General features: G+C 34.1%; 12 protein-coding genes. 10 read left to right on the forward strand and 2 right to left on the reverse strand.

All coding sequences use genetic code 11. The features are described 5' to 3' along the window. Positions 1 to 95: 95 nt before the first annotated feature. From K5S59_RS24785 to ltaS, 3 genes are all read left to right on the forward strand, one after another. On the forward strand, positions 96 to 3,212 hold the full coding sequence (locus K5S59_RS24785; RefSeq protein ID WP_120450363.1) for an MMPL family transporter: 3,117 nt from the start codon (positions 96 to 98) through the stop codon (positions 3,210 to 3,212). A gap of 382 nt (positions 3,213 to 3,594) precedes the next feature. Beyond that, positions 3,595 to 5,220: an ABC-F family ATP-binding cassette domain-containing protein gene (locus K5S59_RS24790; RefSeq protein WP_000633867.1), complete on the forward strand. Its 1,626-nt coding sequence runs from the start codon at positions 3,595 to 3,597 to the stop codon at positions 5,218 to 5,220. 531 nt (positions 5,221 to 5,751) lie between these two features. Then, the gene (gene ltaS / locus K5S59_RS24795) at positions 5,752 to 7,725 is read left to right on the forward strand and encodes a lipoteichoic acid synthase (protein WP_033656357.1); all 1,974 of its coding nucleotides are present in this window, start codon (positions 5,752 to 5,754) and stop codon (positions 7,723 to 7,725) included. Between the two features lie 55 nt (positions 7,726 to 7,780). On the opposite strand, the gene K5S59_RS24800 is transcribed toward ltaS, so the two are convergent. Then, entirely contained in the window at positions 7,781 to 8,455 is a 675-nt protein-coding gene (locus tag K5S59_RS24800) for a TerC family protein (RefSeq protein ID WP_000346941.1), read from the reverse strand. A gap of 283 nt (positions 8,456 to 8,738) precedes the next feature. Continuing rightward, positions 8,739 to 9,566 carry a peptidoglycan-N-acetylglucosamine deacetylase gene (locus K5S59_RS24805; protein ID WP_000551441.1) on the reverse strand — a complete coding sequence of 276 codons (828 nt, stop codon included), beginning with the start codon at positions 9,564 to 9,566 and terminating at the stop codon, positions 8,739 to 8,741. A 385-nt stretch (positions 9,567 to 9,951) separates the two neighbouring features. Here K5S59_RS24805 and K5S59_RS24810 point away from each other — a divergent pair, with 385 nt between their 5' ends. The 7 genes from K5S59_RS24810 to K5S59_RS24840 all read left to right on the forward strand — a co-directional run bounded on the left by K5S59_RS24810 (position 9,952) and on the right by K5S59_RS24840 (position 14,466). After that, entirely contained in the window at positions 9,952 to 10,629 is a 678-nt protein-coding gene (locus K5S59_RS24810; protein WP_000923431.1) for a DNA alkylation repair protein, read from the forward strand. A 21-nt stretch (positions 10,630 to 10,650) separates the two neighbouring features. Then, positions 10,651 to 11,352 carry a nucleotidyltransferase domain-containing protein gene (locus tag K5S59_RS24815; RefSeq protein ID WP_000839605.1) on the forward strand — a complete coding sequence of 234 codons (702 nt, stop codon included), beginning with the start codon at positions 10,651 to 10,653 and terminating at the stop codon, positions 11,350 to 11,352. 15 nt (positions 11,353 to 11,367) lie between these two features. Next, positions 11,368 to 11,913, forward strand: coding sequence for a GNAT family N-acetyltransferase (locus K5S59_RS24820; RefSeq protein WP_212982245.1), 546 nt, complete (start codon positions 11,368 to 11,370; stop codon positions 11,911 to 11,913). A 34-nt stretch (positions 11,914 to 11,947) separates the two neighbouring features. After that, on the forward strand, positions 11,948 to 12,448 hold the full coding sequence (locus K5S59_RS24825) for a GNAT family N-acetyltransferase (RefSeq protein WP_097891870.1): 501 nt from the start codon (positions 11,948 to 11,950) through the stop codon (positions 12,446 to 12,448). A gap of 15 nt (positions 12,449 to 12,463) precedes the next feature. After that, on the forward strand, positions 12,464 to 12,985 hold the full coding sequence (locus tag K5S59_RS24830; RefSeq protein WP_098228263.1) for a DinB family protein: 522 nt from the start codon (positions 12,464 to 12,466) through the stop codon (positions 12,983 to 12,985). A 69-nt stretch (positions 12,986 to 13,054) separates the two neighbouring features. Next, complete coding sequence (locus K5S59_RS24835; protein ID WP_000643664.1) at positions 13,055 to 13,993, forward strand: DMT family transporter; 939 nt, start codon at positions 13,055 to 13,057, stop codon at positions 13,991 to 13,993. Between the two features lie 56 nt (positions 13,994 to 14,049). Beyond that, the gene (locus K5S59_RS24840) at positions 14,050 to 14,466 is read left to right on the forward strand and encodes a GNAT family N-acetyltransferase (RefSeq protein WP_098259154.1); all 417 of its coding nucleotides are present in this window, start codon (positions 14,050 to 14,052) and stop codon (positions 14,464 to 14,466) included. The last annotated feature ends 40 nt before the right edge of the window (positions 14,467 to 14,506 follow it).

The raw sequence follows: 14,506 nt of genomic DNA on the forward strand, positions 1-14,506 counted from the left end.
AATGAACGTTCATTCCTAAAAATAGTTTCGAAATAATAGGAATGAATATTCATTCCTGAACTAACGTGAAACTTTCAAAACGGGAGATGATTAATATGAGTAAGCTGAAAAATTGGAGAAGTTTATCTTTTCTATTATGGATAGTGATTACTATTACAATGCTCGTAACGATGCCTAATATGGATAAATTAGTGAAAGAAAAAGGGCATATTACGATTCCTAATACAGAGCAAAGTAGTATCGCTGACAAAATGATAAGAGAGATGGATAAAGACGGGACAGAAAAATATGATGTTATAGCTGTTTTTAATAGTGGAAGTAAAGCAGCTTTAACAACTGAGCAAAAAGATGAAATAATAAAAACAATCAACGCTTTACAAAATGAAAAAGAGCAATTAGGAATTAAGGAAGTTGTTTCACATTTAGATAATAAAGACTTGGAAAAACAATTGATATCTAAAGACAATACGACCATTTTAACGCAAATCTCTGTGGATAAAAAACATGGTGAAATATCAAAAATTGCAAATGGGCTTCATAATAAAATTAAACCGAAGGGCGTTAAAACGTACTTAACAGGAAGTGATTTAATAGCGGGTGATTTTCTTACATCCTCTCAAGAGGGAGTGAAAAAGACAGAAATTATTTCTATCATTTTCATTTTAGTTGTATTAATCATTGTATTTCGTTCACCAATTGTTCCAATCGTTTCTCTTCTTACAGTTGGTGTATCATATTTAGTTTCAATGGGGATTATCGCCCATCTAGTAGATCAATTTAATTTTCCGTTTTCTAACTTTACACAAGTGTTTGTAGTTGTTGTCCTGTTTGGGGTTGGAACAGATTATAACATTTTATTATATACAAGATTTAAAGAAGAATTAAGTAAACAAGAAAATGCATTTTTGGCTACGAAAGAAACGTTTAAATCTGCAGGGAAAACCGTTTTATATAGCGGGATAGCGGTACTGATTGGTTTTGCATCTCTTGCTTTAGCGAGTTTTAAATTGTATCAATCTACTTCAGCTGTAGCAATTGGTGTCGCAGTATTATTACTCGTATTAACTACGTTAAATCCATTTTTCATGGTGCTTTTAGGAAAAGGAATGTTTTATCCAGTAAAAACATTTAAAGGCCATGAGGATAGTCGTTTATGGGGATTTCTTGCGAAAAACTCAGTAATAAGACCATTTGTCGCTTTAATCATTGTATTTGTGATATCGATTCCTTTCGTATTGAAATACTCTAATACACTAAATTACAATGATTTATTTGAAGTAGATAATAAATATGAGTCGAAAATGGGGATTAACGTAATAGAAGAACATTTTCCACCTGGTTTTTCTTCACCAAGTACGTTAGTCGTTCAATCGGATAATAAGTTAGACGAAGCGAGTTCTCTTCAAACTTTAGATGAACTAACTGATAAGATTTTGAAAGTGAAAGGTGTTTCAGAAGTATATTCACCGACGCGTCCAACTGGTGAAAGAATAAAAGAATTATATATAAATAAACAAGCGGGAGAACTAAATACAGGTTTAGGAGATGCCAATGGTGGTATAAAGGAAATTAATGATGGATTAACTACTGCGAAAGATAAAATGGGTAGTAAAGACTCAAATAGTCTTACGAACGTTCAAAAATTAATTGATGGAACAACGGAAGCGAAAAATGGTGTTTCAGCATTAGGAACAGCTTTAAATCAACTTTCAAATGGCATAAATGACGGAGCGCAAGGTGCGCAGCAAATTGAGAGTGGGTTAAGTTCAGTAAATGAAAATATAAATGTATTATCTAATGCAACGTCACAACTTCATGCTGGTTATGCGCAGTTAGAAAAAGGTTTAAGTTCTTACGATCAATACTTCGGAAGTATTTCTCAAGCCATTGATGGTGCGAAAAAAGGTTATGAACAAATTGAAATGTTAATGACCAATTTCATTCAAACGAAACCAGAATTAGCAAATGATCCGAACATACTACAAACGATAGGAATTGCTAAAGAGGCTCAAAAGCAATTAGGTGTGCTTTCAAATGAATTAAATCAATTAGCAACGCAACATAAAGCGGCGATGGGCTCATTTAAAGAAGCAAATCAATCGTTATTGACAGTGGATAACGGCTTAAAGGAAATGAACAATGGAGTTACTAAATTACAAAAAGGAGCAGCTGATCTTAAAAATGGATTAAATGAAGGTGCTTCAGGTTCAAAACAAATTGTGAATAAGTCATCTGAGTTACAAACCGGATTAACAAAAATAAATGATGGGCAAGGCCAGTTATTAACCGGGCTGAAAGACTTGCAAGAACAGATGGGGCAATTACAATCAGGATTATTTAAAAGTACAGAAGGGCTCGAAAAGGTAAGTAACGGACTAGGGGATGCTCAGAAATATTTAGGAGAACTAAATGAATCAAAAAGCTCTGAGAAATTTTATATTCCAAAAGAAGTTTTAGAGGGAGAAGATTTCCAAAAAGCATTGAATACGTATATGTCACATGATAGAAAGACTGCTAAAATGACAATCATTTTAGACGTAAATCCGTATTCCAAAGAAGCGATGCCAATCATTGAAGAAATTAATAAAACGATAGACGGTACGTTAAATGGTACAGAATTAAAATCAGCAAAAAAAGCGATCGGTGGTACAACTGCTAGAAACGTTGATTTAAAAGAAGTAACAGGTCAAGATTTCTTACGTACAGCTACGATTATGTTATTTGGAATTGCGATTGTATTACTCGTTATTACACGCTCATTTTTAAATACAATTTTCATTATTGGATCTTTAATATTAGCTTATTTTGCATCACTTGGTATAAGTGAACAAATTAGTGCACACATACTAAACGTAGAGTCATTAAGTTGGAATGTACCATTCTTTAGTTTTATTATGATTGTCGCTTTAGGTGTGGATTATAGCATTTTCGTAATGATGCGATACAATGAACTAGAGGGCGACCCAGCAACGAAAATTGTAAATGCATCCCGTCACATAGGAGGAGTCGTATTATCAGCGGCACTTATTTTAGGTGGTACATTTGCTGCATTAATCCCTTCAGGAGTATTGACGCTTATACAAGTAGCGTCTGTTGTTGGTGTTGCACTGTTACTATTAGCTATCATTGTGATGCCAATATTGCTACCTGCTTTAATAGGTTTAACGAGTAAAATAAAGGATTATACAAAGAAATTAAGCAAAAGAAAATAAAAGAATCCCCTTTTAAAAGGGGGTTTTTCTTATTTTATAAACTTGTCCATCACATCTTTATATTTTGCAAACTTTTCATCTTCCATTTCGCCATTTATTTGTATAGGAAGTGAGCGATAAACATTATGCTCCAATTATAAATATTTTGTTCAAAATAACTCCTCTTTAAATTGTGAAATTTGCTTCTATATAATATTGTCTCGTTAAAAAACAAACATTTTATTCATGGTAGAAAAGGGATGAATAGCAATCAACCGTTGCTATTCATCCATCTTCTACTATATAATAGCTATAGTCTACAATAATTGAGTCGTAATATGCGATTTTTTAAGACAATCGGTGAGAAAACGCTGAAATAAGCGGTATTAGTAGGAGGACACAAATGATTACAGTAAGTAACGTTAGTTTGCGTTTCGCGGATCGCAAATTATTTGAAGATGTTAACATAAAATTCACGCCAGGTAACTGCTACGGTTTAATCGGAGCAAACGGTGCTGGTAAATCGACATTTCTAAAGATTTTATCTGGAGAAATTGAACCATCAACAGGTGACATACATATTACGCCAGGTGAGCGTTTAGCAGTATTAAAACAGAACCACTTCGAATATGAAGAGTTCCCAGTATTAGAAACAGTAATTATGGGTCACACGCAACTTTACAAAGTAATGCAAGAGAAAAATGCCATTTACATGAAAGAAGACTTTAGTGATGAAGATGGTATGCGTGCTGCTGAACTTGAAGGTGAGTTCGCTGAGCTTAACGGTTGGGAAGCAGAATCAGAAGCTGCAATCCTTCTTAAAGGTTTAGGTATTGGTGAAGATGTTCATGATAAGAAATTGTCAGAATTAACTGGGGCAGAGAAAGTAAAAGTATTACTTGCTCAAGCATTATTTGGTAAACCTGACATTCTATTACTAGATGAGCCTACCAACCACTTGGACTTAAAAGCGATTCAATGGTTAGAAAACTTCTTAATGAACTTTGAAAATACAGTAATCGTTGTATCCCATGACCGTCACTTCTTAAATAAAGTTTGTACGCACATGGCTGATCTTGATTTCGGTAAAATTCAACTTTATGTTGGTAACTATGACTTCTGGTATGAGTCAAGCCAATTAGCTTTAAAATTAACACAAGATGCTAATAAGAAAAAAGAAGAGAAAGTAAAAGAGTTACAAAACTTCATTGCACGCTTTAGCTCAAACGCATCTAAAGCGAAACAAGCAACTTCTCGTAAAAAATTATTAGATAAAATTACATTAGATGATATTAGACCATCATCACGTCGTTACCCATTTGTTGGCTTTACACCTGAGCGTGAAATAGGAAATGACTTATTAACTGTTGAAGGTCTTTCTAAAACAATTGATGGTGAAAAAGTGTTAGATAATGTGTACTTCACTTTAAATAAAGGTGATAAAGTTGCATTTATCGGTCGTAACGATATTGCGATGACAACATTATTTAAAATCCTTATGGGTGAAATGGAGCCAGATAGCGGTTCATTCAAATGGGGCGTTACAACATCTCAATCTTACTTCCCGAGAGATAACTCTAAATACTTTGAGAACAGTGACTCCAACTTAGTTGATTGGTTACGCCAATTCTCTCCACAAGATGAGTCAGAAAGCTTCTTACGTGGTTTCTTAGGCCGTATGTTATTCTCAGGTGAAGAAGTTAAGAAGAAAGTTTCTGTATTATCTGGAGGCGAAAAAGTTCGTTGTATGTTATCTAAAATGATGTTAAGTGGTGCGAATGTAATCACGCTTGACGATCCAACGAACCACTTAGACCTTGAGTCTATCACTGCATTAAACAACGGTTTAATCGCATTCAAAGGTACAATGTTATTCACATCTCATGACCATCAGTTCGTACAAACAATTGCAAACCGCATTATCGAAGTAACGCCAAACGGTGTAATCGATAAAGAGGCTACTTACGATGAGTTCTTAGAAAATGAAGAACTTCAAAAGCAAGTAGATGCAATGTACAAAGGTCAATAATAAATGATGAAAAACCTCGCTCTCATTATGAGAGCGAGGTTTTTTTATAATCTTTGATTTTATGAATTGTGAATAATTATACAAAAATAACTTTAGATGAGGGAAGACCTTTTGATGTTGCAAATATAGAAATGGCTGCAGCATGAATAAACTTGAATTACAGGAAAGGATGTAATATACACCGAAAAAAACTAATGCTATCTATTGTGAATTTCATTATATTACATTAATGTTCCAGAACTGGAGACATATTTATTTGCGAAGCAGTGAATAAAGGTTTATAGTATGTGGTGTCATAATTAGTGGATGAATCTTGGGAGAAAACCGAAAATGTTACAAAATTATTTTGTTAAATAGAAACCAAGGTCAAAATATTTGTAAAAAAATAGTTGAATAAATAATAGCTTCAAATTATAATTACTAATATTCTTCATATAGTAAAATAAATAAAATCTATTTGGAGATTAAAAATTGAATAGAGAGACAGACTTATATCAAAATAAGCCTTGGATGATTAAAAGAGGTGGAGAGATGAAAAAGTTCTTATTAAAGAGCAAAAGTGTGTTAAGCAATCACTTTGGATTTTTTGTGTTTGCCGTTGTTTTATTCTGGTTAAAAACATACGCAGCATATGTGACAGAATTTAATTTAGGGATATCCAACACAATCCAAAAGTTTTTACTGTTTTTCAACCCGTTAAGCTCAGCAGTTCTATTTTTAGGGCTCGCATTATTTGCAAAGGGGAAACGTGCTTACATTTGGTTAATTGTTATTAATTTGTTAATGTCTATACTTTTATACGCAAACGTAGTATATTATCGCTTTTTCAGCGACTTTATTACGTTCCCGACATTAACACAGACGAATAACTTTGGAGATTTAGGTGGTAGTATTTTTGCATTACTACACGCATATGATCCACTATATTTCTTAGATACAATCATTTTAATTGTTTTAGTCGCAACAAAATTTGCAAGTCCAAAACCAATTCGTGTTGCGAAGCATAAATTATCACTAGTATTTGTAGCTGGTATTTTATTATTCAGCATTAACTTAGGTCTTGCAGAATCGGATCGTCCTGAATTATTAACAAGAACATTTGACCGTAATTATATTGTGAAATATTTAGGGGCATACAACTATACGATTTATGATGGTATTCAAAGTGCGAAAGCATCAACAGAACGAGCGTTAGCTGATGGAGATAATATGACTGAGGTTAGAAATTATCTTACATCAACATATGCAAGTCCAAATCCTGAGTACTTTGGTAAAGGAAAAGGAATGAACGTAATTTATATTCATTTAGAATCATTCCAAAACTTTTTAATCGATTATAAATTAAATGGGCAAGAAGTTACACCGTTCTTAAATTCATTTACAAAAGATGCGAATACGTTATACTTTGATAACTTCTTCCATCAAACAGGACAAGGTAAAACATCTGATGCGGAGTTCATGCTAGAAAACTCAATGTTTGGATTACCACAAGGATCTGTTTTTACAAATAAAGCTCATAACACGTTTCAATCAGCACCAGCTATTTTAGGTCAACAAGGATACACATCAGCAGTGTTCCACGGTAACTATAAAACATTCTGGAACCGTGACGAGATTTATAAATCATTTGGTTTTAATAAATTCTTTGATGCGTCATACTACGATATGAACGAAAAAGATGTAGTAAACTATGGATTAAAAGATAAACCGTTCTTTAATGAATCCATTCCGTTATTACAAACATTGAAACAACCGTTCTATACGAAGTTCATTACGCTATCAAACCATTTCCCTTATCCAATTGATAAAGAGGAAGCGACGATTGAACCAGCTAAAACAGGTGACTCTTCAGTAGATACGTATTTCCAAACGGCACGTTATTTAGATGAGTCTGTAAAAGGATTTATGGATTACTTGAAACAATCTGGTTTATACGATAACTCAATTATCGTTATGTACGGTGACCATTACGGTATTTCAGATAATCATGGCGCAGCAATGTCTCAAATAATGGGTAAAGAAATGAACTCATTTGAAAATGCACAACTGCAACGTGTACCGTTAATCATTCGTGTTCCAGGAATGAAGGGTGGCGTACAACATCAATACGGCGGAGAAATTGATGTTCTTCCGACACTATTACACTTACTAGGTACAGATACGAAAAATTATGTCCAATTTGGATCCGATTTATTATCACCAGAGCATAAACAAGTTGTTCCATTCCGTAACGGTAACTTCGTAAGTCCAACAGTTACTGCATTGAATGGAAAATACTATGATACAGCTACTGGTAACTCTGTAGAATTAACAGACGAAATAAAACAAAATGAACAAATGGTTCAAAAGTCATTAAAATACTCTGACCAAGTCGTAAACGGTGACTTATTACGATTCTATACACCGGAAGGATTTACACCGGTCGATCGTTCGAAGTACAACTATAACCATCGTGATAAAAATAAAACGAAGGTAAAGACGACTGAAGACGGAGAAACGAAATAAATATTAAAAAGCGCTACTCATAGGAGTAGCGCTTTTTTTTGTACATATAACGTTGTCATGATATAGAAACATCTTTTGTTTTTTGTTTCATCTTTCCAAAGAATACTACACCCGCAATGATAATAATGATAAAGGCCCATTTTATGAAAGGGTTACCTTCGAAAAATCCAGCGAACCATTTCTCATCTACAATCATTTTCGCAGCAGTATAAGCTAATACAGCTGCTCCAATTGTAATGATGACAGGGAACCGGTCTACCCACTTTAAAATTAATGTACTACCCCATACTACTACTGGAATAGATACTAATAGTCCAATGATGACTAAAGAAAAATTGCCATGCGCAGCTCCTGCAACAGCAAGTACATTATCAATACCCATTAACGCATCAGCAATAATAATGGTTTTAATAGCAGACCAAAATCCTTCTTCGGCCTTAATATCATGATCTTTGCCTTCAGCAATTAATTTGTAAGCAATCCATATAAGGAGTACACCACCAATTAGAAGTAGCCCTGGTATTTTTAATAACCAGACGACAACTAAAGTAGCGAGGGCCCTAATCGCAATTGCCCCGATAGTTCCCCATATAATCACTTTCTTTTGTTGATCTTTCGGTAATCGCCTTGCTGCTAATCCAATTACAATGGCATTATCACCAGCTAACACTAAATCAATTACAATGATGGTAAGTAGGGCAGATAAATATTCGGCTGAAAGAAAATCCATATACACATCACTCCTTAAGAGTAATATGTGCTAAAGTGTTGATAATATAAAAAATAGGATTGAATTTGTATATTCAATCCATAATTTCTTACTGTATTTTGATATATGTTTTAATTTCGTACTAGTCGTTTTTAGAATAACATGTCATGTTTTTTAGTTAAATTAATGTGGTTTTTATATCCCATTGATATAAAGGAAGAAGGGGGAATCGAATATAAGAGAAGTAATACCCAATACGAAAAAAAGACTCAATAACCTACTAGAGGAAATAGAGTCTTTCACATTACATACGATTATCGTGCCAGAAGTTTAATGGGAAGTGTTCGTTCTCATTATAACTTTCTAATTCATATCCTTTTTCTTTCAGTCCTTTAATAATTCCAGGTACTGCTTTAACGGATTGTGGATGAATATCGTGCATTAGAATAACTTCTGTTGGCTTGTCAGCTCCATTTACAACGTTTTGTACAATTTTAGCTGATGCAGCATCAACAGGCATTTTGTTGTATGTCCAGTCTAAAGAATCAATTGTCCAATCCCAAACTTTTAATCCATTTTCGACAACTTTGTTGCGAAGTGCTTCGTTTAACCCTGGCATTGAGCCGTAAGATGGGCGAGTTAATACTGGTGATTTACCTAGAACGCCAGCGATTAAGCCTTGATCTTCTTTCATTTCATCTACATAATGACCTTCAGTGTAAAGCTTCTTGTAGTTATGAGTCATACTGTGCATCCCAACATAGTGGCCTTCAGCATCTTCACGTTTTACAAGTTCCGGGAATGCTTTTACATTTGAACCGATTAGGAAGAATGTTGCTTTTGCATTTTCTTTCTTTAACATATCTAAAAGCTCAGCTGTGTATTTTCCAGGACCATCATCAAATGTTAAGTAAGCGACTTTTCTAACTTGCCCGTTATATTGTTTTGGAGCTTCTTTCGGTGCAAGAGATGATTGAATTTCACTTACAAGTTGAACAGATTTTGTTTCATCCTCTGTACTTGCTAGAGCAGTATGTGTTGATCCTAAAGTTGCTTCGTATGTAAATAATACCCCCGCGCAAATCAACATAGCCCTTTTTACTAAAGTTGTCATTCGAATTCCATTGTGCATAATTTTCCTTCTCTCTATAAAAGTTCTACTCTACTATATTAGCAATTATAGGGCGGTAATTGCAAAAAAACTTTTTTACAAACGTAAAAAAGTTTGTAAAAAAGCATGCAAGATTTCATTGTTTTGCATGCTTAATAAAATGAAACAAGAATCGAATGAAAATGCATGTAATTTGTCCTTATATTTAGTAAAGCCATTCAGTGTGTTAGTGGGGTAATGTTATACATCGTATGGTTAGTGAAGAGAGTGTCTGTTGCTTTAAAGTACACTAATAAAAATTTCACATACCGTATTTTAAAAATACATATAGGAAAACCAAAAAGTAATGTAGAATATATCGTACATACATATATGAAATCAACATAAAAGAAAAAGAGGTGTGCATATGTTACTAGAAGAAGTAATGCAACAACTAGAGGAATATGGAACAGAACAAAATCGTAAAACGTATAAAAACCACGGAGCGAAAGAGCCACTCTTCGGAGTTAGTTTTGCCAATTTAAAATTGTTAAAAAAGAAGATAAAAAAAGATCATGATTTAGCAATTTTATTATGGGAAACAAAAAATATGGATGCAATGACTTTAGCGACGATGATTTTAGATCCGAAAAAAGTTACGACAGAACAGCTAAATAAATGGGTACAGGAAGTTGATTATTATTGTTTAATGGACGTTTTGATGACGGCTATTTGTACGTCGCCAATCGCGATAGAAAGAATGGAAGAATGGACACAGTCTGATGATGAATGGATTGGAAGAGCAGGCTGGTCTCTATTAGCAAATATAGCGATTAAAAATAAAACGTTACAAGATGATTTCTTCTCTCCGTATCTAGAAGAAATTAAAGTAAATATACATAATGAAAAAAATAGAAAAAAAGAAGCGATGAATAGTGCATTAATCGCGATAGGTATTCGTAATGAAGACTTAGAGCAAACAGCGATTGAAATTGCACGTGAAATTGGAAAAGTAAAGGTTGATCACGGAGCAACGTCATGCAAAACACCAGACGCAGAACCGTATATAAAAAAAGCGAGAGAAAGAGCTGAAAAAAGAAAGTGAAATAAGAAAAGGGGAACGGTTATGAAATCAATGGAAGCAGCACAAAGCATAATTACATCACAATTTCCGAATTGTGATGTAGCTTTACTAGGAGGAAGCGTTGCACGAGGAGAGGCGACAAAAACATCTGACCTAGATATTGTAATAATAGATCGTAGTTTGTCATCTTGTTATAGAGAATCTTTCTATAGTAATGGATGGCCTGTTGAGGTGTTTGTACATAATTTTGAAACGTATAAAGCCTTTTTTAAAATGGATTGTGATCGCGGAAGACCTTCGTTACCACAATTAGTTGCAGAAGGTATTGTATTAAAAGGGGAAGATGAAATTGTTGAGGAATTAAAAAGAGAAGCAAATGATTTACTAAATAAAGGACCAGCTAAATGGACCGAAGAAATGATGAAGCAGAAGCGATATTTTATTACGGATACTCTGGATGACTTTATCGGGGCGACAAAAAGAGAAGAAGAGTTGTTTATCGCGAATTTATTAGCTGATTTATTACATGAATATGTATTAAGAGTAAATGGAAAATGGCTTGGAAGTTCAAAATGGTTTATAAGGGTACTTAGAAAATATGATGAACAATACGCAGATCAATTTGTAGCGGCTTTCGATCATTTTTATATAACTGGAGAGAAAATGAAATTAATTACTTTTGTAGAAAAAACACTAGAACAGTATGGAGGAAGAATGTTCGAAGGGTTTTCTATAGGAAAATAAGAAGGGGCTAACACAATGAATGTACCATTTGTTCAATTAAGAGAACTGACACTAGATGATGTAGAAGATCGATATCAATGGTCATTAGATACACAAGTAACGAAACATTTAGTTGTACCAGATCAATATCCACCGTTCACTCGTGAAGATACGAAAATATGGATTGAAGCATGTATAAATCGAAAAAATGGTTATGAACAAAGAGCTATCACGGCAGAGAACGGCATACATATTGGATGGGTAGATCTTAAAAACTTTGATAAAACAAATAAAAATGCAGAACTGGGAATCGGGATTGGTAATAAAGAGTATTGGGGCAAAGGATATGGAATAGCAGCTCTATATGGTATGTTACAGCTAGCATTCTTTGAATTTAAATTAGAAAAAGTTTGGCTACGTGTAGACGAAGATAATTTTCAAGCTAGAAAGAGCTATGAAAAGGCCGGTTTTGTTTGTGAAGGACTAATGAGAAATGATCGATTACGTAAAGGTCAGTTCATTCATCGATATCGTTATAGTATGTTAAGAGAAGAATATCAAACATTAATTAGTAGTTCATAAAAATATTATGTAAATTATAAGGGGATGGAGTAATATGATTCGATTACTAACGAAAGAAGATGCGGAAAAATATTGGGAGTTACGTTTACAAGCATTACAAGTAAATCCAGAGGCATTTGTAACGACTTATGAAGAGGCGATTCGTCAAGAAAATCCGATTAAGCGAGTGGAAAGTAATTTAACAGCTGCTACTAGTTGTACATTCGGTGCTTTTAATGCGGATCATCAATTGGTTGGAGTTGTCACTTTACTAACAGAAGAGAAAGAGGCATATAAACATAAAGGGCATATCGTTGCGATGTATGTAGATGCAAGTAATCGAAGAAGTGGCCTTGCACGTGAGTTAATACGTAAGGCAATTGAAAAAGCAAGAGAAATGGACTTGGAACAATTGACTTTAGGTGTTGTGTCCACAAATGAGCCAGCAAAAAAATTGTATGAATCAATGGGCTTTCAAACGTATGGAATCGAGAAAAGAGCTTTAAAAATAAACGGTGTATATAGTGATGATGAATATATGGTGTTGTTCTTTTAAGAAAGGGAGTTTAGTATGAAAGATCTCCGTTTAGAAAAAAATATGAACCCGCAAGTAGCGATTTTGTATGCGATGGTTACGGATACATTTAAACGATTGCAAAAGTTAGTAGAAGGTATTGATGAGAAAGAATTGTCTTTTAAAGGGTCAGAAAATAATGAAAATAGTATTGGACAACTACTTCAACATTTAGCAGTTGTCGATTTACATTGGGTGTACCGCTTAAAAGGAGAAGCAATTCCACAGGCACTTGATACTATATATGGACCTATGTTAAATGAAGCAGGAAAACTGCCAAGTTTAAGAAAACAGACGTTGCAACAATTAATGCAAGATTATGAAGCTGTGCAACATATGTTTTATGCGGAATGTATGAAACTAACAGAAAATGATTTAACACGAGAAGTTTTTTATGAAAAGGGAGAAAATGCGACTATAAGATGGGGGATATGGCATATAGCAGATCATAATCGGTACCATCAAGCTCATATTAGTCAGATAAGAAAACTATATAGAGCTAGAATACATGCGAGATAAAGATTTCAAATTTTAATTATATTTAATTTGTTGTATAGTATAAGAAGAAACTAAACAAGGGGTTTTATCATGAAAGCTATTGCAGTAGGGATATTGGCATCATTTTTCTTTGCCTTTACCTTCGTTTTAAACCGGGCGATGGACTTAGAAGGTGGAAGCTGGATTTGGAGTGCATCATTACGGTACTACTTTATGGTTCCAATGCTTTTACTTATTGTCATGTATAGAGGAAACTTAAAGCAACTCTTTCAATATATGAAAAACAATCCGAAAGAATGGTTAGTTTGGAGTATCGTTGGATTTGGTCTCTTTTATGCACCACTTAGTTTTGCTGGAGCTTTCGGACCTGGTTGGCTCGTTGCATCAACATGGCAAATTACGATCGTAGCAGGGATTTTGTTAACACCATTTTTTGCGGTAGATCCGTTACATAAAAAACTCCCAATGAAGGAATTAGTTATGTCGGGTATTATTTTATGTGGTGTTGTACTCATGCAAGTAGAACATGCTTCTTCATTAGGAATTCGTGAAACCGTTTTATGTGTAGTTCCTGTACTTATTGCAGCGTTTGCGTACCCTCTTGGAAATCGAAAAATGATGCAAGTTTGTAAAGGGGAATTAGACGTATTTCAGCGAGTTCTCGGTATGACATTAGCAAGCTTACCATTTTGGTTTTTACTATCTGGTTATGAAGTATCAACAGGTGGTCTACCGTCAAGTAGCCAAGTTTTCCAATGTTTTATAGTAGCAGTTAGTTCTGGCTTAATCGCAACGGTATTATTCTTCTTTGCGACAGATCTTGTAAAAGATGATCCGCAAAAACTAGCAACAGTGGAAGCAACTCAGTCCGGTGAGGTTTTATTTGCGCTAGTAGGAGAACTTATCTTGTTATCTGCACCAATTCCGTCATCTTTATCTTGGATTGGTATGAGCCTCGTTATTATTGGAATGATACTACATAGTTATGTAGCGGTCGTTGTGAAGAAAGAAGAAAAAATAACGGCGTAATGAGATTAGCTCTTTATATAAAGAGCTAATCTTTTTTCATAGAAAGGAATGATGATATGAATTTGCAACGCGTTGAACAAATTGAGAAAGATCCCATTTTAAATGTACTACAGTATGCAGTCGGACCAAGTGAAACTAGCTTAAAGAAAGCAGTTTTATTTTATGAAAGGAATAAAGCGACTTTGCATAGATATGAAGAAAAGGCTTGCATAGGTATTGAAATAATCGGAGCAAAGAAAGCGAGAATTTGCCATATAGCAGTCGTTCCACAATATCGTCATAATGGAATTGCGTGGCAAATGATAAAGGAAGTATTAAGAATGCATCAATTGAGGTATCTAGAGGCAGAGACAGACGATGAAGCGGTAGAATTTTATAAAAAAATTGGTTTTCAGGTTAAAAGTTTAGGAGAAAAATATCCGGGGGTTGAAAGGTTTTGTTGTTATTTGGGAATGCAGTATAAAAATATATAAATATACATATTATGTTTCGTTTGAAAAAAGTGATATTTAC

This window comes from Bacillus sp. BML-BC051 (assembly GCF_019656175.1).
Lineage (GTDB): Bacteria > Bacillota > Bacilli > Bacillales > Bacillaceae_G > Bacillus_A > Bacillus_A mobilis.